This window comes from Bartonella sp. AA86SXKL (assembly GCF_042196885.1).
The window spans coordinates 32745-56264 of the sequence record NZ_JBHIRE010000002.1 but is presented as its reverse complement, the minus strand read 5'-3'; the positions used below and the strand labels follow the sequence as shown (position 1 = coordinate 56264).

At 35.6% G+C, this 23520-nt stretch carries 19 protein-coding genes; 15 read left to right on the top strand and 4 right to left on the bottom strand.

What is annotated here, in order from left to right; genetic code table 11:
- The first annotated feature begins 255 nt into the window (after positions 1–255).
- Positions 256–678: a nucleoside-diphosphate kinase gene (gene ndk, locus ACFIO5_RS01495; RefSeq protein ID WP_375612918.1), complete on the top strand. Its 423-nt coding sequence runs from the start codon at positions 256–258 to the stop codon at positions 676–678.
- Positions 679–1007: 329 nt separating this feature from the next.
- Here ndk and pgsA read toward each other — a convergent pair whose 3' ends face one another.
- The 3 genes from pgsA to ACFIO5_RS01480 all read right to left on the bottom strand — a co-directional run bounded on the left by pgsA (position 1008) and on the right by ACFIO5_RS01480 (position 4890).
- A complete protein-coding gene (gene pgsA / locus ACFIO5_RS01490) occupies positions 1008–1589 on the bottom strand; it encodes a CDP-diacylglycerol--glycerol-3-phosphate 3-phosphatidyltransferase (protein WP_273723320.1) in 582 nt (193 codons plus the stop codon).
- Positions 1590–1661: 72 nt separating this feature from the next.
- Positions 1662–3641, bottom strand: coding sequence for an excinuclease ABC subunit UvrC (uvrC, locus tag ACFIO5_RS01485; protein WP_375705058.1), 1980 nt, complete (start codon positions 3639–3641; stop codon positions 1662–1664).
- 385 nt (positions 3642–4026) lie between these two features.
- Complete coding sequence (locus ACFIO5_RS01480) at positions 4027–4890, bottom strand: 23S rRNA (adenine(2030)-N(6))-methyltransferase RlmJ (RefSeq protein WP_375633113.1); 864 nt, start codon at positions 4888–4890, stop codon at positions 4027–4029.
- Positions 4891–6533: 1643 nt separating this feature from the next.
- Here ACFIO5_RS01480 and tatA point away from each other — a divergent pair.
- The 9 genes from tatA (at position 6534) to ACFIO5_RS01435 (ending at position 15299) form a co-directional block, all read left to right on the top strand.
- A complete protein-coding gene (gene tatA, locus ACFIO5_RS01475; RefSeq protein ID WP_375633111.1) occupies positions 6534–6836 on the top strand; it encodes a twin-arginine translocase TatA/TatE family subunit in 303 nt (100 codons plus the stop codon).
- Positions 6837–6891: 55 nt separating this feature from the next.
- Positions 6892–7347, top strand: coding sequence for a twin-arginine translocase TatA/TatE family subunit (locus ACFIO5_RS01470; RefSeq protein ID WP_375633109.1), 456 nt, complete (start codon positions 6892–6894; stop codon positions 7345–7347).
- Complete coding sequence (gene tatC / locus ACFIO5_RS01465; protein ID WP_375634095.1) at positions 7328–8110, top strand: twin-arginine translocase subunit TatC; 783 nt, start codon at positions 7328–7330, stop codon at positions 8108–8110. The genes ACFIO5_RS01470 and tatC overlap by 20 nt, the downstream gene beginning before the upstream one ends.
- Before the next feature lie 61 nt (positions 8111–8171).
- A complete protein-coding gene (gene serS, locus ACFIO5_RS01460; protein ID WP_375633105.1) occupies positions 8172–9449 on the top strand; it encodes a serine--tRNA ligase in 1278 nt (425 codons plus the stop codon).
- Between the two features lie 133 nt (positions 9450–9582).
- Positions 9583–10242 (top strand): protein-L-isoaspartate(D-aspartate) O-methyltransferase, encoded by a 660-nt coding sequence (locus tag ACFIO5_RS01455; protein WP_273791164.1) that lies wholly within the window; start codon positions 9583–9585, stop codon positions 10240–10242.
- A 155-nt stretch (positions 10243–10397) separates the two neighbouring features.
- Entirely contained in the window at positions 10398–11576 is a 1179-nt protein-coding gene (locus ACFIO5_RS01450; RefSeq protein WP_375705057.1) for a peptidoglycan DD-metalloendopeptidase family protein, read from the top strand.
- Between the two features lie 684 nt (positions 11577–12260).
- A complete protein-coding gene (yajC, locus tag ACFIO5_RS01445) occupies positions 12261–12713 on the top strand; it encodes a preprotein translocase subunit YajC (RefSeq protein WP_375705056.1) in 453 nt (150 codons plus the stop codon).
- 461 nt (positions 12714–13174) lie between these two features.
- Positions 13175–13561 (top strand): Mth938-like domain-containing protein, encoded by a 387-nt coding sequence (locus tag ACFIO5_RS01440; RefSeq protein WP_375611259.1) that lies wholly within the window; start codon positions 13175–13177, stop codon positions 13559–13561.
- Between the two features lie 877 nt (positions 13562–14438).
- Positions 14439–15299, top strand: coding sequence for a phytoene/squalene synthase family protein (locus tag ACFIO5_RS01435; RefSeq protein ID WP_375611260.1), 861 nt, complete (start codon positions 14439–14441; stop codon positions 15297–15299).
- A gap of 829 nt (positions 15300–16128) precedes the next feature.
- Here the strand turns inward: ACFIO5_RS01435 and ACFIO5_RS01430 are convergent.
- The gene (locus ACFIO5_RS01430; RefSeq protein WP_375636299.1) at positions 16129–18018 is read right to left on the bottom strand and encodes a peptidyl-prolyl cis-trans isomerase; all 1890 of its coding nucleotides are present in this window, start codon (positions 18016–18018) and stop codon (positions 16129–16131) included.
- A 154-nt stretch (positions 18019–18172) separates the two neighbouring features.
- Between ACFIO5_RS01430 and tpiA the strand changes: the two genes are divergently transcribed.
- The 5 genes from tpiA (at position 18173) to eno (ending at position 23447) form a co-directional block, all read left to right on the top strand.
- Positions 18173–18937: a triose-phosphate isomerase gene (gene tpiA, locus ACFIO5_RS01425; RefSeq protein WP_375620758.1), complete on the top strand. Its 765-nt coding sequence runs from the start codon at positions 18173–18175 to the stop codon at positions 18935–18937.
- Between the two features lie 82 nt (positions 18938–19019).
- Positions 19020–19472 carry a preprotein translocase subunit SecG gene (gene secG / locus ACFIO5_RS01420; protein ID WP_375633091.1) on the top strand — a complete coding sequence of 151 codons (453 nt, stop codon included), beginning with the start codon at positions 19020–19022 and terminating at the stop codon, positions 19470–19472.
- Between the two features lie 130 nt (positions 19473–19602).
- Entirely contained in the window at positions 19603–21231 is a 1629-nt protein-coding gene (gene pyrG, locus ACFIO5_RS01415) for a CTP synthase (protein WP_375633089.1), read from the top strand.
- A gap of 36 nt (positions 21232–21267) precedes the next feature.
- Complete coding sequence (kdsA, locus tag ACFIO5_RS01410) at positions 21268–22104, top strand: 3-deoxy-8-phosphooctulonate synthase (RefSeq protein WP_375633087.1); 837 nt, start codon at positions 21268–21270, stop codon at positions 22102–22104.
- Between the two features lie 71 nt (positions 22105–22175).
- Positions 22176–23447: a phosphopyruvate hydratase gene (gene eno, locus ACFIO5_RS01405; protein WP_375633085.1), complete on the top strand. Its 1272-nt coding sequence runs from the start codon at positions 22176–22178 to the stop codon at positions 23445–23447.
- Positions 23448–23520 lie beyond the last annotated feature (73 nt).

Below are 23520 nucleotides of genomic sequence, written 5' to 3'. Positions count from 1 at the left end.
TTTTAATTGATCTCAATGATAATTTTGATAGGAAGCATTTAAGATTATGAAAGAAGATTCAATATTTATTGAGATTCTGTAGCGTATCTTTATGATGGGATGAGCAATTGCAGGTATTTTTATTAAAGTTTTCTTTATAATTTATTCTATGTTTTTGAGAATTTGTGTAGATTTTTGCAGAGTCACTTGGCAAAGGGTTCCTTGCTCGCTATAGAAATGGCTAGAGAATATTATAAATGAAATAAAGGTGGTTAAATGGCTTTAGAGCGTACTTTTTCGATGATTAAACCAGACGCAACCCGTCGTAATTTGACTGGCGCAATTACTAAAATGCTTGAGGATGCGGAGCTACGTGTTATTGCGTCTAAACGTGTCTGGATGAGCAAACGTGAGGCTGAAAAATTTTATGCTGTTCATAAAGAACGTCCTTTTTTTAGTGAATTGGTTGAATTCATGTCTTCTGGTCCAACCGTTGTACAAGTTTTGGAAGGTGAAAATGCAATAGCTAAAAACCGTGAAGTAATGGGGGCTACGAATCCTAGTGATGCAGAAGAAGGGACAATTCGTAAGGTTCATGCTTTATCGATTGGCGAAAATTCTGTCCATGGATCCGATAGTGCTGAAACGGCAAAAACAGAAATCGCCTTTTGGTTTCCTGAGGTAGAAATTGTTGGTTAATAAAGCGTTTATAATAATAAAGCGTATATAAGAAGCAAAAATCCGAAACACTATATTTCGGTTTTTTGCTTATGAGATTATAGATTTTTTTGAAAGCATATGGAGCATTAATCGTTTTTTTAGCTTTTAATATTGCAGCTGCTTTTACGAAAATATAAAGGCTATTTACTCTTTTTTGAATAGCTTTTATCTACACGTCCCCCTTATTTGTAATGTGCAAAAAAGCATTTTATTGATCTATCATTAATAAAAATAAATCAATCTTATGCTATTCTCATCTCTTATTTAAGTACAAAAAGATAAATCATCATTATAAAATTCCATACTATTCATAGGATAACGTGTTTTAAACCTGCACGAAAATAATCCCACCCTGTCCACAATGTAAGGAGGGCAGAAATCCACAGCATAGTAATGCCAAACTCTACTGTGTAAGGGAAAATTTTATTACCGGCTGGTCCAGCTAAAAGAAATACAATAGCGATCATCTGTACAAAAGTTTTCCATTTTGCAAGACGAGAGACAGGAACACTAACTTTTAACTCAGCCAAATATTCACGTAATCCTGATACAAGAATTTCTCTGCAAAGAATGATAATAGCTGCCCATAGTGTCCACCCAGCGATGGTACTGTCTGCGGCAAGCAAGAGAAGACAAGCAGAGACGAGAAGTTTATCGGCGATTGGATCTAACATGCGACCAATATTGGATGTTTGTTCCCAAATACGAGCAAGGTAACCGTCAAGAAAGTCAGTAATGGATGCAACGATAAAAATGGAAACAGCAATCCAGCGAGTGATATCACTTGATTGTAGTCGCCCTTCTAAAAAAAAGCATGCAACAACCATTGGGACTGCAACAATTCGTGCATAAGTTAAAATATTTGGAAAAGAAAAAGTATGATTTTTCATGGAGCCATTTTTAATTCTTGTGAAAGAGAATATATTTCCTAAACGTAACAAGGCGAAGGTTATGAAACAAGCCTATTTTTCATGAAAATGGTTATGAATTTTTTGTGCAATTGTCATAGAGATTCCCGTAACTTTTTTTAAATCTTCAAATGAGGCACTAGCAACAGCTTTGGCACTTCCAAAATGATGAAGCAATGCACGCTTTCTTGTCGGACCGATATTTTCGATTTCATCAAGTGGGTTTTTGAATGTTGCTTTTTTTCGTTTTATCCTATGAGTTCCAATCGCAAAACGGTGTGCTTCATCACGCAGACGTTGCAAAAAATAGAGGATAGGATCACGTGGAGGAAGTGTAAAGGGGGGAATACCTTTTATAAAAAATCGTTCACGTCCCGCATGACGGTCAACACCTTTGGCGATTCCAACAACTGTGAAGAGATCATTTAATTGTAACTCAGCAAGTATTTCATGTACGCTGTTGATTTGTCCTTCACCACCATCGATTAAGATAAGGTCAGGCCAAATGGGAAAAAGATCATCATCTTTTATGTCATGACTTCTATTTGGCAGATCATACTCTTTGATAAGGCGTGAAAATCTTCGTTTAATCACTTCTTTCATCATGCCAAAATCATCGCCAGGCGTGATATCTGTTGAGCGAATGTTGAATTTTCGATATTGATTTTTAATAAATCCCATTTGACCAGCAACAATCATAGCCCCTACAGCATTTGTTCCCATGATATGAGAATTGTCATAGACTTCTATCCGGCGTGGAGGAAAAGGTAGTTGGAATGTTTTAGCAAGACCTTGAAGCAATTTTGTATGGGTGGCTGTTTCAGAAAGCTTATGTTCAAGTGCTTCATGAGCATTGAGATAGGCACGATTAACAAGAGTTTTCCGTTCACCTTGTTTGGGTAAAGAGAGGGATACTTTGTGGTTTGCTTTGAGACTAAATGCTTCTGTAAGAAGTGCTTTTTCTTCAATTTCTTCAGATAAAAGGATACTTTTGGGAAGTGGTTTATTATCGTAAAATTGGGCAAGAAAACTCGCTAAAATTTCAGTGCGGGAAAAAGAGGGATCTGCTTTAGGAAAATAGGCACGGTTTCCCCAATTTTGCCCCATGCGAAAAAAGAACACTTGAATACAAGTCATTCCTTCTTTTTGCGCAATTGCAAATACATCCGCTTCTTTTATCGTTTGAGGATTAATACCTTGATGGCTTTGTATGTGAGAAAGGGCTGATAAGCGGTCACGATAGGAAGCTGCTTGTTCAAAATCAAGATTTTCTGCGGCTTTATGCATAGCTTGAACCATATCGCTTTTAATAGATTGATCTTTTCCCGAAAGGAACGCTTTTGCTCCTTTCACCAGTTCTTTATAATCACTGTCACTAATTTCATGAGTACAAGGTGCAGAACATCGCTTAATTTGATAAAGCAAACAGGGGCGTGTACGGTTTTCAAAAACTGAATCAGTACAGGTTCGTAATAAAAAGGCGCGTTGTAAAACATGAACTGTTTGTGTCACTGCACCAGCAGAAGCAAAAGGACCAAAATAGTGAGCTTTTCGTGTTCGAGCACCACGATGTTTGTAAAGTGCAGGCACTCGATGATCATCTGTAATCATAATATAAGGGAAACTTTTATCATCACGCAGGAGTACATTAAAATGTGGATGCAATCTTTTGATGAGATTGGCTTCTAAAAGGAGTGCTTCTGTTTCTGTATGGGTGACGATAAATTCCATATGATATGTTGCACGAATCATGCGGGTAATACGATTATTGTGTCCTTGTTCACGTGTATAGTTTGAAACACGTTTTTTGAGATTACGGGCTTTGCCAACATAAAGAATATCACCATTTTCACCAATCATCCGGTAAACCCCAGGCTTATGCGGAAGGTGTCTAACAAACTCTTGTATGAACTTGATACCCTGGAATTGATTTTTCTCATTGCTTTGATTGGCATTATGCCATGTAATATTAGAGAGAAAAGAAAGATTTTCCCGTTCATTTTGCGGATAATTTGTATTATTTTTCAGGACCATTCCGTTTATTACGAATATGTTGTTTGTTTAATATATGAAATATTCTTTTTTATTAAATAATGATTATTCATGTCTTTATAATTTTTTTCTATAAATAATATCTTATAACATAAGAGTATGATTTTAGAGAGCCGATCTTTCATAAAAAAATATGAGAGTTGTTATTTTAAAACAGCTTTATGAATTTGCCTAATTTATCCATTAAAATGATTGAAATAAGAAATCCATAATGATTAAGAGGATAGGCTTTCTAAAAAAATAATTCACGCTGATCGTTATTAGCTTACTACTATAATATGTTGGTATTATTCAAAGAACTTTATCATTCAAAGTCTTTATATCTTACAACATGATATTTGATTTAGGAAAAATATCAGAGAAAGATCTAAAATAATAGATGTTCTTTTTGAAGCCACTTATGAGTTATTTTGGCATTTTCATCTTGTCCAAGACGGTTGATAAGAAAGGGGCTGAGTTTTTTCATTTCTTCTTCCAAAAGGTAGGGAGGGTTAATAATAATCATACCACTTCCATTCATTGTCGGTGGACTTGAACTTTTTCGGATACGCATTTCAAGCTGTAGAATCTTAGGAATTCCGGTTTGATAAAGCGCGTGAAGAAAACTTTCAATTTCTTTGTCATATTTAACAGGATACCATAAAGCGTAGATCCCTCCAGAAAAGCGACGATAGGCTTTCGTTAATCCCTCAATAAGGCGGGAAAACTCACCAGCTTTTTCAAAGGGAGGGTCAACAAGGATAAACCCACGTTTTTCTTTTGGTGGTACATGAGCATTTAAGGAAAGCCAACCATCTAAATGCAGAACTTTTGTCTGATAATCTCCTGCAAAGTTTTTTGCTAAAATATGATAATCTTCATTGTGCAATTCTATTGCGGTGAGGCGATCTTGTTTCCGTAATAATTGACGAATAAGAACAGGAGATCCAGGATAAAATACAATTTCTTTTTCCCCTTTATTGAGGGCATCAATGATGTCACACCATGGACAAAGGAGTGTTTTTAAATCTTCTGGGATAGGAGTTGAAAAAAGTCGTTGGACACCTTCGCGCCACTCTCCTGTTTTATGTGCTTCTAAAGAAGAAAGGTCATAAATACCGATTCCAGCATGCGTATCTATAACGCGAAAAGCTTTTTCTTTGCGTTTGAGATATTCTACAATGCGAGTGACAATAATGTGTTTAAAAACATCAGCAAAATTGCCAGCATGATAAATATGCCGATAATTCATGGAGTAAACTCTATCATATGTATAACTGTACCGGATTATTAGCATAGAATAATAGAATTGATATCCATAAAAATACTCTTGTAGAAATCAAACAATACCCTCACTCCCACATTATACACTACAGAAAAAATATTAATGTCATCAGAGCATTTATTCACAGAGCTATTTTTATATAATGAGATTAATCATTAAAATTTTAATTTTTTTATATGAAAGATAGACAAGAAGAGATCAAACATTTCAATAGAGATATTTATGTTGTAAGAGAAATTTTTTATGATCGCGGACTCTTCTAGGAAGACTATAAAAAACACTCAATTAACGAGAATATTAGTGAAGTTTGTTGAAAAATTGAAGGGTATCTTTCAAATTCATTCATAAATTTGCTTGTTTAAAGATTAAAGAATTTCAAATGCTTGATAAAAACATTGTTACATTGATCAGTTTTTTAGCGAGCGTAAAATTATGGAGAGAGCAATAAAGTGCTGGTGTTATAGTGATAGATTTTTGTAAAAGTATGAATGAATCTCATTGCTTTAAGCGGAGCCAAAGCTTTACATTATACACGCTAAATGGCTAGGTTATTGTGTATGACGCTAAAATAAAACTTTTGAAAATTGATATGCACTCTGCAAGCTATTTCAATAAAATGAGAATTTTAAACTAAAGTAAATAGGTTTATTTATCTCTAACACTGTATTATCGAGCGGCTTTATAAGGAAATCTTATAAAAAAGGCGAGGATAAGAAATTCTTTTTACATGAATTATGCTTCGATTCCATGCTTTTGATTGAATATAATTTTCTATTAATGCCCATTCTGGTTTCAATACTGAGATAGGTTAAACACATGATATTATGAGAACGCATGCCCAGAATCCGGAGACTTGTAATAGTTAGAGCATGCCGTGGCTTAGAGAGCTGGTTATATGGAGGTATTTTACTGAATAAAGGCACAAGCTGGTACCTTTTTTATTTTTTAGCAGTATTGCCATACCTTTTGGCACTTGAGTTGGTTCATAAAGTACATTTTTACTCTTTCCGCTAATAGTTTTTATTTACACGACAGATAGTTAATTAAATACGATGATGGCTCATATTTCGTATTGTATATGGAATAATGGATGATAAAATTCCTACCCCAACGCAAAGAATAAATGTTGTGCGTAAGATGATCGTTTTTGAAGAGACCGATGATGTGTTAAGAAAGTTTTTTAGAGATTTTTCTTTCTGATTTTTTTAATTGAATACGTAAAATGTTTTACAGCATGTTATGATTTTTATCAGTAAAGGATAATTTGGCGGAAATGTTTGTAATGATACGTACAACATTGTTTAAAAGGAAAGACATTGGCTATAGTATTTACAGGAAGATGAGTAACCTAAGAGATCAGATGAAGTTATTTTAGAAAAGTTTTTAAGTGTTTTGAACTTTGTATGAAGTGGTTTATCATTTTTGAATGGTTTGTGTTATAATACGCTAAAAAAGGATGAGAGGATAAAAAGTTCTTTTTGCAATAAAAGCGTGTAATTGCTTTTAAGTTAAGAAGAAAATATATAAGTAAGATATTATATTTGATACATTCTTCAGAGGAAGCATGAATAAATGAAATCAAATTTAAAAGCATAAAGTTAGAGAGAATAATGGGTAATATTTTTTCACCAACGCATTTAATTATAATTTTATTGATTATCTTTGTGCTTTTCGGTCGCGGTAAAATTTCTGAATTAATGGGCGATGTTGCTAAAGGAATTAAAGCCTTCAAAAAAAATATGAAGGAAGAAGATGATAGCATTGAGGATAAAGTTGAAATGGCTCCTAGTTCCCAAATGATTGATGTAGAATCTCAACAATCTCAGCCGTTATCGGTAAAACATGCAACAGCGCGCAGAAAGGTTTCTTCTGCTTCTAAAAAAAGCAAAACATCTGTTGCTAAAAAACAGTAACAAAAACGCAATCATCATTGTGCAATATTTTTTGATGAGAAAGTCGAATTAAGAGATGTTTGGGATTGACGGACCAGAGTTTATCGTAATCTTACTTGTTCTCATCATTGTCGTTGGACCAAAAGATTTACCTAAAATATTAAAGACAGTAGCAAAGATAAGAGCGTATGTGTATTCAACAGCAAATGAACTTCGTCATCAGTTTGATGATGCAATAAGACAAATCGAGCGCGATGATTTGCAAAAAGTATGTTCGGATATTAGCGATTCAAGCAAGAAGTTGGCAGAAACTTTTGATCCCACTCAAAATATATTAGAGGATATCCACGATAATTGGGATGTTAAGGAAACACATCATAAATTTAAAAAAGATAAAGAAATTTTGGAATGTGATCAAAAGGTAATCAAGAAAGATATGACAGTTTCTATAGCTTCTCATCATTCTGAAAACATTTTTGTTTCTCCTAAAGATAAAAAAAAGAAGATGTGTCATGAATGTAAAAAAAGATGAAGTTGATGCTAATATGACTCCACTTTTAGAACATTTAATTGAACTTCGTCAGCGAATTATTTCTGCTTTGGTTGCATTTATGATCGCTTTTATGATGTGTTTTCTTGTTAAAGATTATATCTTAAATTTTTTACTATGGCCATATCAGTGGGCAATGAAAATAGCAGGGGGTAACCCTGAGGGTATTCGTTTGCAATCAACGCAAGTATGGGAAACTTTTTTAACGAAGATGAAACTTTCTGCTTTTGGGGGAATTATTTTATCTTTTCCCTATACGGCTTTTCAGTTTTATAGTTTTATTGCACCAGGGCTTTATAAAAATGAGCGGATGGCTTTTTTACCATTTCTCATTGGGGGGCCTATTTTATTTTGTATTGGGGGAGCGTTTGTTTATGGTCTATTAGCGCCAATAATACTATGGTTTAGCCTTTCTCAACAATTTCTTCCAGATGTTCATTTAAAAATAGAGTTTATAGTGCGTATTTCTGATTATTTGGGCTTTATGACATCATTTATCCTAATTTTTGGTTTGATTTTTCAATTACCTCTTGTCATCAGTCTTTTAACAAAAATTGGATTTTTAACGTCTCATGATTTGGTTTCTAAACGAAAATGGGCTATTTTGCTCTCTTTTATCATTGCGGCAATCATAACGCCGTCGGATTTTTTTACGATGTTTGCAGTGGCTTTACCAACGATAGCACTTTACGAGATTTCAATTTTAATTGCTTACAGTATAGAAAAGAGAAGAAAATCCGCTTAAGAAAAGTGTATAATCTTATGCGATAAGGAATGAATAAAAACAATATAAATGAGGAATTTTTATGCTTGATATTAAGTGGATTCGTGACAATCCTGAGAAATTAGATAAAGCACTCGTAAGTAGAGGTCTTGAGCCACAAGCTGAAAGGTTAATACAACTTGATCTTGCACGTCGGTCGCATATTGCTAAGGTGCAATTGGCGCAGGAACGTCGCAATGCTGTTTCAAAGGAAATAGGACAGGCTTTGGCTGTATCTGATCAGCAAATGGCTGAACGTCTTAGAGCTGAAGTTGAAGAGATTAAAGCTTTTCTTTCCTCTGCAACAGTGGAAGAAAAACAACTGACGGAGAGTCTTGAGAAACTTCTTTCAGCACTTCCAAATATTCCATTAGATGATGTTCCAGAAGGTAAAGATGAAAGTGATAATGTCGTCATTCGACATTTTGGTACACCTCCAACATTTAATTTTACACCAAAGGAACATTTTGATCTTGGTCAAGATCTCAAACAGATGAATTTTGAACGAGCTAGTCGTTTGTCTGGAACACGTTTTACAGTACTTTCAGGGGCGTTAGCACGGCTAGAACGAGCATTAGGCCAATTTATGCTTGATGTGCATGTCAATGAGAATGGTTACACAGAAGTCTCAACACCTCTTCTTGTTCGTGATGAGATTGTTTACGGAGCAGCACAATTACCGAAATTTGCTGAAGACCTTTTTCGTACAACAGATGGTCGATGGCTTATTTCCACAGCAGAAGTGCCATTAACCAATTTGGTCAACGATGAAATTCTTGAAATATCAGATTTACCACTGCGATTTTCTTCTTTATCTCCCTGTTTTCGTTCAGAGGCGGGAGCAGCCGGTCGTGATACGCGCGGTATGTTGCGTCAGCATCAATTTTGGAAAGTTGAAATGGTCTCGATTACCAGTGAAGAGCAGTCTTTAATTGAATTGGAACGTATGACAGAATGTGCAGAAGATATATTAAAACGGCTTGGTTTGCCTTTTCGCACAGTGGTTCTTTCTACGGGTGATATGGGGTTTGCAGCGCGTAAAACCTATGACATCGAGGTTTGGCTTCCTGGTCAAGAATGTTATCGTGAAATTTCTAGCTGTTCAGTTTGTGGAGATTTTCAAGGTCGTCGTATGAATGCGCGCTATCGTAAAGACGGCGATAAAAAATTGCATTTTGTTCATAGCCTTAATGGTTCTGGTACGGCTGTTGGACGTTGTCTTATTGCCGTACTTGAAAATTATCAACAGGCTGATGGATCAATTATTATTCCAGATGTTTTACAACCTTATATGGGAGGCATGCGCTGTATTACTGCTTAATTTTACGAAAGGAGAGACAATATGCGTTTATTGCCAAGAGGTGATGATACACAGACGCAAGTTTTTGCCATTTTAAAAGAAGCAGTTTATCAGTATGATAAAAGTGCACCTCCATTGGAGATTGAATGATACTATGGGGCAAAAGGGTATTTTACAATTTCGTGAGGAGTTAGCCGCTCTTGTACTGAAAATGCGTAGCAAAGGCATTGATGACGTGCGATTTTTTTCGGCATTAGAGAAAATTCCGCGTCAACAGTTTGTTGCTGCTCCTTGGTTCAATAGTGCTTATGATAATAAAGTTATTCCCCTTGAGTGTGGTGAATATATGGAACGTTTGGAAGAACAACTCTTAATTCTTTCGGCATTATCTTTGAAAAAAAGGCATCGTGTCTTAGAAATTGGTACAGGATCTGGTTTTTGTACTGCTCTTATGGCATGTCTGAGTGACCGTGTGACAACGATTGATCGTTATAAAACGCTTGTTGATTTAGCACGCCAAAAATTTCAAACTTTAGGAATTGAAAATATTGTTATACGGCAGATTGATGGAAGTCATAGTGTGACAGGCTTAGGATCATTTGATCGCATTCTTATTTGGCCATCACGTTTTGATGAACCAAAGGAATTTTTAGAACTTTTAGCTGAAAATGGAATTCTCATTCAGGCGATAGGACCTGACGAAGGGGTACAAACGGTGACGCGCTATACAAAAATTGGTAGTAGATTTGAGTGTTTAGAACTGTTCCAAGTGCGTTACCAACCTTTTATTAAAGGCATTGCAGAGATACTTTAATTTTTAAAAGCTAAGAAGTTTCTTCAAATTGTCTACGTTAAATTCATTTTGATCTTATATAAAGATATTTATGAATAAAACATCTCATTTTAACTCTTCGGTAATTTAAAAAAGCTTTAATGGAGTGAGTTGATTATTGATGAGTGAGCAAAACGATGTGTCTAAAAGCTTTGGATAATATTTTCCAGCATAATTTTCAGAGAATAACTTTGTTAGCGGTGGTAACTATTGTTGCTGGTTGTAGTTCTGGTACACAGCGTTTTTCCAATACGTTCTCTCATCGTACGGTATCATCTCAATCAAATATATCAAGCACTATGTATACAGACCCGCGAATGCTATCATACGGTAGTGGTATGATACAAAGCACTGAATTGCCACCTGTGGAATCAGGTGATGATTCGTGGGGAGATGACAATTCTCCCTATAATTTTCCACATCAAGATAGGATAACTTCTTCTGATGGTCGCGTTATGGGCTCCCCTCCACGTAATCTTGGAACACTTTCTCGTTCACAAATGGATAAATCTCCTATTTTTCGGCGGAATTCTTATATTGTCCAGAGTGGAGATACACTGCTCAGTATTGCACGACAAGTAGGGATTAGTGTTGAGGCATTAAAATTAGCAAATGGTATAAACAGCAATTCCATTTATATCGGTCAGGTCCTTGTTGTTCCAAGCAGGCGTACATTAGCAGCTTCAAATGCACACAATAATAACGATTGGGCAGTGTCAACAACAGAATCTGCATCCCAGTCTGTGATGTCCTCTATAAAAAACAAGAAGTCCTCTCCTATATATAAAGCTCCTGTAACAACGCCACTCTCTGCAAAGATGAACAAATCAAGTTCTGAGAAAAATTTTTCTAAACAGATGACGCAATTGAAACATGAGACTGGTTTGTCAAGTACTGTTACGAATACAGATAATATGACGACTCCGCAAGCCACAGGAATTTCTAAGATGCGTTGGCCAGTACGAGGGCGTTTATTAAGCCAGTTCGGTCAAAAAAAGGGAACAGTAATGAATCGAGGAATAGATATTGCAGTGCCTGAAGGGTCTTCGGTAAAGGCGGCAGAAAATGGTGTGGTTATTTACGCGGGAGATGGATTAAAAGAGCTTGGTAATGTTGTGATGATTCGACATGAAAATGATATTATCACTATTTATGGATGTAATAGTAAGCTTGTTGTTAACAAAGGACAAAGGATAAGGCGCGGTGATGAGATTGCTAAATCTGGTGTTTCAGGAAATGTTAAAACGCCACGTGTCTATTTTGAGATGCGTAAGAATTCATTACCTGTTGATCCCCTTAAATATTTAGAAAACTAATTTATTGATGACGTTTACATTTGAATAGTCTTACAGTTTATAGAAAATTCATGAAAAATAATTGATTTTCTTAAATCAATGACATTGCAGCAAAAAATCATTGGTTTTAGGAAAGTAGTTCGTTGGGGTCGGTAGATATTACCATTTTTGTATTTATGAAAGTGTAAGACAATAGTATCATACTATTTGTCAGCTTTGAGTGTTTAAATTGCTCTTGCATTTAAGAGAAGCATGAAAAAAGATATTTTCACGCCTTTCTTAAAAAGTTTTTATCTACAGGCTCATTTCATATGTGTGACGTGCAAGAAAATCGTTTTGATTAATTCAGGGTTTGAAATGAGAGCGTTTTATTGTATTTAGATCTGTCATTTGATATCAAAAACGATAAATTATCTATATAAATTAAGTTTATTCATTAGAAAAATTATCTTGTATAATTTATTGAGTTAGTGAAAAGATTTGTATTGTAGGATATACAATAGGGGAAAGTGAATCTATTTTTTAAGATTTTTCTCATTGTATTTTGGTATTCTGCCTCTTAAGGATTTATTGTATTTTTGTAAAGCTGTGATTAGATTATGTAGTTATTGCTTTTTATGATAAATTCTTTAGGAATTTTTTCTGTATCGGAATTTCATTTTAATAGAGTGGGAAATACCTGAGGTTTAACTATAGGAGATAAAAATGTTTATTACGAACGCTTATGCTCAAGTTGCAGGCGATGTTTCCGGTGGAATTTCATTTGCTAGCGCTGTCCCATTCATTTTAATTTTTGCAATTATGTATTTTTTTATCATTCGTCCACAGCGTGCCCAAATGAAAAAACGCCAAGAAATGCTTAATGCAGTACGTCGTGGTGATTCAGTTATAACGGGTGGTGGTATTATCGGCAAGGTTACGAAGGTTCACGACGAGAGTGGTGAATTAGAGGTTGAAATTGGTGAGAGTATGAATATTCGTGTTATTCGCTCAACATTAGCTGATGTGCGCGTTAAAGGTGAGCCGATTGCAGAAAAAAAATCAAAACTTAATGCTAAAGCAAAAAGACCACAAAAGTCTAAATCTAAAACGACAACGAAAGAAGATATGAGTATCTCTAAAGAGAAAAAAGCTATATCAAAGGAAAATGCATCTTAAGGTGTAATGGCAGTTTATTACATTTTTTAAGCATTTTTATAAAAAGCTTGGCAAGATCAAGACAATTTCATTGAAAAAGGGGCTTTTATAGTGGCTACAGAAAATGGAGTTTTTGTTTTCTTTAGATGATTAAAATAGTTGTTTTATTTATGGAATATTACGCAATTTTTTCTGTTTTTTAAACAAGATCATTGTTTTTATAAAAAGCAATTTGTGAGTAAATAAGCTGAGGAAACTTTTTAAAAGATAGATTTATTTAAGCAGGTATAGCATTTTACTGCGGTTTATTCCAAAATTTTCATATATTTGTTGTATGAGAAGATTAGGGCATTATATAAAAATTTTCACTTCAATACTAGGCTATGTTTAACATATCAATGTTTATATCAGCCTTACTTTAATTTTTATGGTGAGAAGAAGCAAAGACAATTGGATTATTCAAAAATAAAAGGTGCATATTCATGTTCGATGCAATTCAAATTCGTGAAGCACATTTTCCAAGTCGCGCACCTATTGATGCTTATGGAAATGGTGGGTTTCGTTTTGCTGATATGTCTCATAGAGGTTCTATTATTTGTGTACCATCAGGTATTTATGGCATTGAGATGGCAGGGCCTGTTCCCACTCAAAGGGATATATCTCGTATTTTAGAAGAAGCTTCTGAAATCGAAGTTTTATTAATAGGTACTGGAATTGAATTATTACGATTACCTGAAGAGTTACGGGTGCTTTTATGGGAAAAACGTATTTCATCAGATACAATGAGTACGGGAGCGGCGGTGCGTACATTTAATGTTTTATTGGCTGAAGATCGCGCTGTTGCGGCGTTATTATTTGCGGTAGAATAGAGTATTGTTTAATAAAACAAAGGCTCTGGTCTAGCATGAAAGACTTGTGTGATTATTTTCTGCGCTGTAAAATACTGTCGTTTAAGGCGGTGATATAAGGGTATAGAATATACATAACTTAACACATTAAGTGTTTTTTAAATACAGCAGCAAGTATTCAGGACAAAGTTTGCTCATAGTTCCTAATGAATCACATGAGTGATCAGCTCTTGGGACTTAAGACAGTTCATAAGAGGCATTTTAATTCTTTCTTATACAGTTTTTACCTACAAGCCAGTTCCGCTTATGACGTGCAAGGGAATAGTTTTTATTGATGTAACATGGAATTGGTTTGAAATGAAAGTATATCTACGATATTTGGGATTCTAATTTAATATACAAAACACAAAATTATGATTATAAATCAATGCGTTTATAGTAACAGAAACGCACCGAGAGCAATTGGATTTTTTACAAATTGGTGTTGGTAAGAACCTTTGTCTTTTAGGATGGGGAGGAGGTCAATGATTGATGAAGTTTTTGTGATCAGTGCATTTTTTATAAAATAACATTGTCATCTATCCACTGAAAAAGTGTTTTGCGTTGTTTGTTGTTCAAGTTTTACTATGCATGTTACGATTGGTTTTTAGCTTTTTTATTGCAAATGAAAACTTGAAGTCCGATAAGATAAGTTTTATCAGAAAAATTATTTATTTAATTTTTTTCTTTCTAAAACGAAAAGGGATTAGAAAAGAAATTTTAATTCATAATACAGTTAAGAGACACATTTAAAAATCTTATTTTCTGAACTGTATTTGCTTATCCTTCATTTTTTAATATGAATAAAAAGAGGGTATTAATTTAATTGCTAAAAAAGGGACGTTAATAGGTTCATAGAATGATAGGCTCTCTTCCTTATTGTCTTGATATTTTACGTACCATAGATCGTGATCGCTATATATCGGTTTTATTTGCACCTAAAAAAAAGCGCCAAGCATTGGCTGCTCTTTATGTATTTAATGCTGAAGTTTCTCGTATCCGCGAAAGTGTACATGACCCACTCATAGGAGAAATACGGTTACGTTGGTGGTATGATGCTATTGCTCATGGTGAAATGCAAACGAGTGGAAACAATCCGATTTTGAATGATTTATTAAAAGCAATCACTCTTTTTAATTTACCTAAGACAGCTTTTTTACGTTATTGTGATGCGCAAATTTTAGATCTTTATCACAATCCAATAGAAACACTTCATGATCTAGAGCATTATTGTGGTGAGACAGCAGGCATAATTTTACAGCTTTCTTGTCAGATATTAGATCCTGAAACTGCACAAGAGTTTACAGATATCTATGAACATGGAGGGATTTCTCAAGGATTAAGCGGTGTATTGCGTCTTTTATCATTCATGCAATCACGATATCAATATTATTTACCCACTGATATATTAAAGGCTGTAGGAGTGAATAGGGAAGATTTGGAATCTCATCGTCTCAGCGATCAACAAAAGGGTTGTATTGTTGAAGCTATGGTAGCATTATCGCGCGATCATTATACCCAATTTTACGAGTATTCTTGTACTTTACCTAGAGTTCTTAAGCCAGCTTTTCTTCCATTGGTCATTGTACCAGCTTCTCTTCAAAAAGCTATACAGCTGGGGGCAGCAATTTTTCAAGAGAGTGCAACTTTGCCATTGATGTATCGCTATTGGTTGATAACAAGGGCAGCAATAAGCGGCAATTTTCCAAAGATATTGTAAAAAAATATTACTACGTTGGAATGCGTAACATGTAGACTGATTTTTTCATATGAAGATAAAAGGAGCTATTGTGATTCCAAACCATTTTTTTGTTATAAAAAATGTTGATGTTTTGGTTGTTATGAACGCAAAAGAATAAGAAATTTTATGATCTTGAAAATACGCTGTATTTCTTCATCAGTAATATGTTTTATTCAGTGTATTGGATGGGTGAGATGCAGAGAAAGAAAAACATGAGATAAAATTTCTATTTTATGAGAGAAGTTATCTTAGCAGTCTATAAGTCTATAAAAAACTCTTATTTTTGAGAAATTATAACATCATAATTGATGACTGTTATGATTGATGAATATATTGATTTATAATGATAATACGTTTTTTCTTATATTGAATGAGAGTCTTGAATAGAAAAAGATTTCTCCATTTTTATAATGAATTTTAAAAATAGTTTTTTATCTATTATAAGTTGGATGTGTAAATGAAATCATTTAAGGAAGAAGCAATACACTCCCTATGAATGAATATTAAGAGTAGCAATATAATGAGCTATGAATGAATGACGATAGGGATGATGTTTATAGCTTAATGGGCGGCAACCTTTACGACCTTTGGATGGATAATGTTTTTTAATGCATTGCAAAAACGATTCTACATTCCATTGACTATTTTCTCGCAAATCCATACATGCACTGTTTTGCGAGAAAATGAATCATTATACAAACGCTGATCCTAAGATATGCAGACAAGAAATCCGTCTTACCTCTTCAACTATAGACGAAGAGCTGATGAAAACTTTATCAATAAGTTCTTAAAATTATGCACAATCTTTTTATTGGAGAGCGTTAAAGATCTGATTATAATTTGTGCTATTAATTTCCAAAGGATGTTCTTTATTGGCAACTTGTAGCATTTCTAGCTTGAGATCTTCTCTTATCATCATATCTATATTGGCGCGGACCTCAGTTGAAAGAGTATGAGACGTGATATCTTTAGGCATGGTTACAGTCTTTATTTGATAAATGATACGGTTTGTTGCAACCGGACCTTTTATGATGCCATAATGACCTTTGGGAGCGGAAAATAATGCTTTAATGCCTTCAACGCCAAGGGTTTCAGATGAGTCTTGACGCCGGAGGGTTGGTGTTGTTTGTTTTGTAACACCAAGGGTATGAGCAAGAGCAACAAGACTTTTTCCTTCCGTGAGCTGTTTGAGAGCATTTTGGGCTTTTTCATCAAGAAGACGTTGGATTTCCTCATTTTTCCATTGAGAAAGAACATCTAGCTTAGCCTCTTCAAGTGTCTTATCACGGGAAGGAATAATTTTATCGACCTTGTACCAGAGATATCCACCATTTTGAAAAGAGAGAGGATCAAGATCGACTCCTTCGTTTGATTGATAGATGGCATTCAGTAAAATATCTTTTTGAGGTAAATCCGTGAGTATTGCACCTTCAAGCGTTTTTCCCGTTTTATCAATAGTAATTGTGCGCAAAGATAACTTGTATTGGTCAGCTAACTCTTTGAGAGAAGCACCCTCAAAACGAGCATTTTCAATGGCAGCATAATTGTTACGGATATCATCAGTAGCACGATTTTTGGCAAGTATTTGGCGAATATTTTCTTCTACACTTTCAAAAGGAAGAGAGCTTGAAGGTTCAATATGCGTAACGCGAATGAGAACAGGTCCCTGTAAGTCATTTATCACAGGACTGACTTGGCCTTGTTGAAGTTCAAAAATTTCAGATGTCAGATGATTAGGAAGTTCGTTTTCTGCGAGAGGACCTTTTTTTATGTCATTAAGAGTCTTTTTTTCAGCTTTTACCAGTTCATCAAAACTCAATCCGTCAGCTATTTTTTTTGCTGCATTATCGGCTTCTTCGCGTGAGGGGAATCGCAGTTCTTCGAATGTACGCTTTTCAGGCGTTACAAAACGTGAAGCATTTTGTGTATAATAGGCTTTCGCCTCATCTGTTGAGATATCTTTAGGTTTTACAAAATCATTAAGTTCCATAGATAGCAAAGAGACAGTACGGTATTCTGGAGCACGAAATTGACTTTGATGTGTTTCAAACCATTTTTGTAATGTTTCGTAATCAGGATCAGCAATTGTTTTCTTTTCTTTTAGATCAATAACGAGATAATCAGCAATACGCATTTCTCCTTGATAAAGAGCAAGTGCTTTATAAAAGAGATTTGGTGCCTTCATATCAGAAAGTAAAGCAGCAATCAGCTGATTACGCTTTTCTTGTTTGGTGTAATAATTAAGAAAAGCACTTTCACTAATACGTAAATGCTGAAGATAGTTATAAAACAAGTTTTTATCAAAAGTGCCATTTACCTGGAACATCTTATCAGAACCAATCGTATGAGCTATTGTATCTTTTGAAAGACTTATTTTCATTTTACGTGCTTGTTCATCAAGCAGTACATTTTGTTGTAATTGATTAAATACAAAAGCAGGAATTTGGTATTGCTGCATTTCATTTGTTGTAAACATTCGTCCAAGATGAGCAGCATATGCTAAACGTGCGCTTTGATCGGCGAGTGCAAGACGATAATCATCGACAGTTACTGTGGACTTTCCAGAAGTAATAAGATCTCTTTCACTTTTTTTGTGTAACTGCGGTACCCCCCATAAAAGAATGAAGCATAAGAGTAAAATAGCAAGGAAAATTCTAAAAATCCAAGAATTTGTAGCATTTCTTATGATGTCAAGCATTGTTCAAGTCCATTTTTAATGTGAGTTATTATCAAAGCTGTAATGGAATTTGCAATAAAGAGATGAAAGATGCAAGCTTTAAAGACTTGCTTTCATTTTATAATTTGGTAACTACAGATAAACAATGTATTGTAAAAGCTCTTGAGGTGAAAATATGTCTCCAAATATTCGGCCTTTTCTTGCTGGAAATTGGAAAATGAATGGAACGAGTGAATCGCTTGGAGAGTTACGTGCTATTGCTACAGGCGTTAGCTCTGATCTAGGTCATCTATTTGAAGCCCTAATTTGTGTTCCAGCAACGCTTTTATCGCGTGCTTCTAATACGCTGAATGGTGAAAATCTCCTTTTGGGAGGACAAAATTGTCACTTTGATGATCATGGTCCTTATACTGGAGATATTTCAGCTTTTATGCTTAAAGAAGCAGGAGCAAGTCATGTTATTATTGGGCATTCAGAACGTCGTACAGTGTACCAGGAAAATGATGCGATTGTCTGTGCCAAAGTGCAAGCTGCGTGGCGAGCAGGTCTTGTGGCTCTTGTATGTATTGGTGAAACATTGGAGGAGCGTAATAATAATAAAGTACTGGATATTCTCACGCAGCAGCTTGAAGAATCTCTCCCAGATGATGCAACAGCAGAGAATACCATTATCGCTTATGAACCAGTTTGGGCGATAGGCACCGGCAATACAGCGACTCCAGAAGATATTGCAAAAGTACATCATTTCATTCGTGATAGGGTGCGCTCTCGTTTTGGTGATGAAGGTAATAAGATACGTTTGCTTTATGGTGGATCCGTAAAGCCATCCAATGCATTTGAGCTTTTAAGCATTGCTCATGTTAATGGTGCTTTGATAGGTGGAGCAAGCTTAAAAGCGATTGATTTTTTAACAATTTGCGATGTTTGTCGTAAACTATAGCAGAGAAATTTGAGTTTCCCCTTGGATTGTGCGTTATTTATGTGTAAATAGCTATTAAAGAGTTATTTGAAGAGCAGGGTTTATGCAAACAGTACTTATAGTTATTCATTTTTTGATTGTGATTACTTTGGTTGGTATTATATTAATTCAACCTTCAGAAGGTGGTGGGTTAGGTGTGAGTAATAGCTCAGGGTTGATGAAAACTCGTGGATCTCAAAATCCTTTAACACGTTTGACTGCTATTTTAGCCTGTTGTTTTTTTGTTGTGTCTATTGGACTTACCGTGGTGAGTAATATATCAAATTCTAGTTCTGATATTTTAAAGCGTATACCGGTTAATTCAGAGCAGAATTCTACCAATAAAGACTCAGGATCAGTCCCATCATCAGATGGTGAGTCTTCCCCTTCTATTCTTGAACAGCTAGGAGGCACTTCGAATTCTCCGCAGGAACAGAAACAGTCCACAAATCCTGAAGCAGAAAGTCCAGTTCCTCAGGTTTTTGAAAATACAGTTCCGGATAACAGTACAAAATAGTTTTTTTAAGAAAACATAGACTTTTTAAAAAAGGTGATTTTTTTCGCCTTTTTTATTTTAGAAGAAAAATTGTTTCTTTTTGCATTTTTTGCTGGAAAAATCATTATAAATTGCTTATCACCATAAGCCCATGGCACGTTATGTTTTTATTACTGGTGGTGTGGTTTCTTCCCTTGGAAAAGGCATCGCAGCGGCGGCGTTAGCAGCGTTATTACAGGCTCGTGGCTATCGCGTACGTCTTCGCAAACTTGATCCTTATTTAAATGTTGATCCAGGTACGATGTCACCTTATCAACATGGCGAAGTATTTGTGACCGATGATGGTGCAGAAACGGATCTTGATCTTGGTCATTATGAGCGTTTTACTGGGCGTTCTGCAAATAGCCAAGATAATATTACAACAGGGCGTATTTATCGCAATATCATTGAACGAGAGCGGCGTGGTGATTATTTGGGGGCAACAGTCCAAGTTATTCCTCATGTTACAGATGAAATTAAGAGATTCATTACGATGGAAAATGAAGAATTTGATTTTGTTTTGTGTGAGATAGGTGGAACGGTTGGTGATATTGAAGCAATGCCTTTTCTAGAAGCGATTCGTCAGCTTCGCAATGAGCTACCGAGACAAAATGTCGTTTATGTCCATCTCACATTAATGCCTTATATTCCTTCAGCAGGTGAATTAAAAACGAAACCAACACAACATTCTGTCAAAGAATTGCAAGCAGTTGGTATTTCTCCTGATATTTTGCTTGTACGTGCAGATCGATCTATTCCAGAAACAGAACGGTGCAAATTATCACTTTTTTGCAATGTTCGCTCCAATGCAGTCATTCAGGCATTAGATATGCCAACAATTTATGATGTTCCTATGGCATACCATAAGGAGGGTTTGGACTCTGAAGTTCTTTGCGCTTTTGGAATCGATTCGGCACCTTCCCCAAAGATGGATCGTTGGGAAGATATTACGCATCGTATTCACCATCCTGAAGGAGAAGTTACGATTGCTGTTGTAGGAAAATATACGGGCTTAAAGGATGCTTATAAATCTCTTATTGAAGCGATTGCACATGGTGGTTTAGCGAATAGAGTGAAGGTTAATATTGAGTGGATTGATTCGGAGCTTTTTGAAAAAGAAGATTCTGTTTCAGCTTTACAAAAAGCCCATGGAATTTTGGTTCCAGGTGCTTTTGGGGCACGAGGGGCAGAAGGGAAGATTCGAGCAATTCAATTTGCGCGAGAGCGTAAAGTTCCATTTTTAGGGATTTGTTTTGGGATGCAATTAGCTTGTATAGAAGCTGCGCGCAATATTGCACAGATTGAGAATGCTTCATCAAGTGAGTTTTGCGAAACAGACAATCCAATTGTAGGTTTAATGACAGAATGGCTTAAAGGAGACGTTCTTGAAAAACGTACAAGAAATGGTGCTCTCGGCGGTTCAATGCGCCTTGGTGCTTTTGCTGCTGAATTAAAAGAAGCGAGTCATATTGCTCAAATTTATGGGATGACCAAGATTGTCGAGCGACATCGTCATCGTTATGAGGTCAATATTGATTATAAGGATAAGTTAGAACAGTGTGGTTTGATTTTTTCTGGGATGTCTCCTGATGGTATTTTACCAGAAACGATAGAATATGTAGATCATCCATGGTTTATTGGTGTTCAATATCATCCAGAATTAAAATCTCGTCCTTTCGATCCACATCCGCTTTTTTCTTCTTTTATTGAAGCCGCTGTAGAACAAAGTCGATTAGTTTAATGCGTAAATTGGATTACTTTGCTTTTGAGGGATAAAATGACTAAACCAAATGCACGTGTGAAAGTTGGAAATATGATTTTTTCAAATGAAATGCCTCTTTCATTAATTGCAGGGCCGTGTCAGATGGAAAGTCGTGATCATGCTTTTGAAATGGCTGGTCGTATTAAAACAATTACCGATCAGCTTGGTATCAGGTTTGTTTATAAATCAAGTTACGATAAAGCCAACAGAACCTCTTTGAATGCGGCACGTGGCATTGGTCTTGAAAAAGCAATGGCTATTTTTTCTGATTTAAAAAAAGAGTTTGATTGTCCCATATTAACTGATGTGCATACAGAAGAGCAATGTACAATTGTTTCTTCTACAGTTGATATTTTACAAATACCGGCTTTTTTATGTCGTCAAACAGATCTTTTGGTAGCAGCCGCCAAAACAGAATGTGTTATTAACATTAAAAAAGGTCAGTTTTTAGCGCCGTGGGATATGGAGAATGTTTTAAAAAAGGTTGTTTACAGTGGTAATCCGAATGTTATGCTTTGTGAGCGAGGCACGTCATTTGGTTACAACCGACTTATTTCTGATATGCGTTCGTTGCCTATTTTACGTTCATTTGGAGCTCCTGTTATTTTTGATGCAACGCATTCTGTTCAAGAACCTGGGGGGCAGGGGGCTTCATCTGGTGGACAGCGTCAATTTGTTGAAATTTTAGCGCGTGCAGCTGTTTCTGTTGGGGTAGCTGGTATTTTTTTAGAAACACATCAAGATCCAGATAATGCACCTTCTGATGGACCCAATATGGTTAAAGTTGATGATTTACAAAGATTGCTTGAGACTTTAATGGAATTTGATTATCTGTCAAAAAAGTTGAGTTGAGAAGAGAAAAAATATTTCATTAATAGGGCATTATAAATGAATCGAGACTTTTATTGGATAAGGAAACACATATGACTATAATTGTCGATATCATTGGGCGTGAAGTTCTTGATAGCCGTGGTAATCCAACGGTAGAAGTTGATGTTCATTTGGAGAATGGAGCTTTTGGTCGCGCTCTGGTTCCTTCGGGAGCTTCAACAGGAGCATACGAGGCTATAGAGCTTCGTGATGGTGGTTTGCGCTATCAAGGGAAAGGTGTTGAAAAAGCGGTTGCTGCAGTTAATGGCGAAATTCTTGAAGAACTTGGTGGGCGGGATGCAACAAATCAAATTGCTATTGATCAAGCAATGATTGCTTTGGATGGAACGCCAAACAAAGCCCGTCTTGGTGCCAATGCACTTCTTGGTGTTTCATTAGCTGTTGCAAAAGCAGCTGCGGATTCATTAAATTTACCTTTGTATCGTTATATTGGTGGTACACAAGCGCATATTCTTCCAACCCCCATGATGAATATTATTAATGGTGGCGTTCATGCTGATAATTTGATTGATTTTCAAGAGTTTATGATTATTCCTATAGGAGCTCCTACTATAAGAGAAGCGATCCGTTATGGCGCTGAGATTTTCCATGCATTGAAAAAGCGTTTAAAAGATGCGGGTTATAATACCAATGTTGGTGATGAAGGTGGTTTTGCTCCTCAATTTAAAAGTGCTGATCAAGCAATTGATTTTATTATGGAATCTATCATGATATGTGGCTATAAACCAGGTGAACAAATTGCCATTGGTTTAGACTGTGCTTCAACCGAATTTTATAAAAATGGTTCGTATTTTTATAAAGGTGAGGGGAAATGCCGTGACACCCAAGAGCAGGTAGATTATTTAGCGCAGCTTGTGAAAAATTATCCTATTATTACAATTGAAGATGGAATGGCAGAGGATGATTGGGAAGGTTGGAAGCTACTTACTGACACAATGGGAGAAAAATGTCAGCTTGTTGGCGATGATTTGTTTGTAACGAATTCAGCACGTTTGCGTGATGGTATCAAAATGGAGGTAGGCAATTCTATTCTCATAAAAGTTAATCAAATTGGTACATTGAGTGAAACACTTGATGCTGTAGAGGTAGCACATAAAGCAGGTTATCGTGCCATTATATCTCATCGTTCAGGCGAGACAGAGGATTCTTTCATTGCAGATCTTGCTGTTGCAACGAATTGTGGACAAATTAAAACAGGTTCTCTTGCACGTTCGGATAGATTAGCAAAATACAATCAACTTATCCGTATTGAGGAAATGCTAGGAGCCCAAGCACATTATGCTGGTGATTTATATCGTGTATAGTTGTGAGCAAAAAATATGAAAGTATACAATCATTTAGATTATGAAATTGAGATTTCTTATCAAAGGCATATAC

Excerpts from the sequence above, each read along its gene's own strand:
- ACFIO5_RS01440 (WP_375611259.1), top strand. The coding sequence starts at position 13,175 with ATGTTCGATGCAATTCAAATTCGTGAAGCACATTTTCCAAGTCGCGCA.
- pyrG (WP_375633089.1), top strand. The coding sequence starts at position 19,603 with ATGGCACGTTATGTTTTTATTACTGGTGGTGTGGTTTCTTCCCTTGGA.
- secG (WP_375633091.1), top strand. The coding sequence starts at position 19,020 with ATGCAAACAGTACTTATAGTTATTCATTTTTTGATTGTGATTACTTTG.
- kdsA (WP_375633087.1), top strand. The coding sequence starts at position 21,268 with ATGACTAAACCAAATGCACGTGTGAAAGTTGGAAATATGATTTTTTCA.
- ACFIO5_RS01480 (WP_375633113.1), bottom strand. The coding sequence starts at position 4,890 with ATGAATTATCGGCATATTTATCATGCTGGCAATTTTGCTGATGTTTTT.
- pgsA (WP_273723320.1), bottom strand. The coding sequence starts at position 1,589 with ATGAAAAATCATACTTTTTCTTTTCCAAATATTTTAACTTATGCACGA.
- serS (WP_375633105.1), top strand. The coding sequence starts at position 8,172 with ATGCTTGATATTAAGTGGATTCGTGACAATCCTGAGAAATTAGATAAA.
- ACFIO5_RS01455 (WP_273791164.1), top strand. The coding sequence starts at position 9,583 with ATGGGGCAAAAGGGTATTTTACAATTTCGTGAGGAGTTAGCCGCTCTT.
- uvrC (WP_375705058.1), bottom strand. The coding sequence starts at position 3,641 with ATGGTCCTGAAAAATAATACAAATTATCCGCAAAATGAACGGGAAAAT.
- tatC (WP_375634095.1), top strand. The coding sequence starts at position 7,328 with ATGAATGTAAAAAAAGATGAAGTTGATGCTAATATGACTCCACTTTTA.
- ACFIO5_RS01430 (WP_375636299.1), bottom strand. The coding sequence starts at position 18,018 with ATGCTTGACATCATAAGAAATGCTACAAATTCTTGGATTTTTAGAATT.
- ACFIO5_RS01470 (WP_375633109.1), top strand. The coding sequence starts at position 6,892 with ATGTTTGGGATTGACGGACCAGAGTTTATCGTAATCTTACTTGTTCTC.
- tpiA (WP_375620758.1), top strand. The coding sequence starts at position 18,173 with ATGTCTCCAAATATTCGGCCTTTTCTTGCTGGAAATTGGAAAATGAAT.
- ndk (WP_375612918.1), top strand. The coding sequence starts at position 256 with ATGGCTTTAGAGCGTACTTTTTCGATGATTAAACCAGACGCAACCCGT.
- tatA (WP_375633111.1), top strand. The coding sequence starts at position 6,534 with ATGGGTAATATTTTTTCACCAACGCATTTAATTATAATTTTATTGATT.
- ACFIO5_RS01450 (WP_375705057.1), top strand. The coding sequence starts at position 10,398 with ATGTGTCTAAAAGCTTTGGATAATATTTTCCAGCATAATTTTCAGAGA.
- ACFIO5_RS01435 (WP_375611260.1), top strand. The coding sequence starts at position 14,439 with ATGATAGGCTCTCTTCCTTATTGTCTTGATATTTTACGTACCATAGAT.
- yajC (WP_375705056.1), top strand. The coding sequence starts at position 12,261 with ATGTTTATTACGAACGCTTATGCTCAAGTTGCAGGCGATGTTTCCGGT.
- eno (WP_375633085.1), top strand. The coding sequence starts at position 22,176 with ATGACTATAATTGTCGATATCATTGGGCGTGAAGTTCTTGATAGCCGT.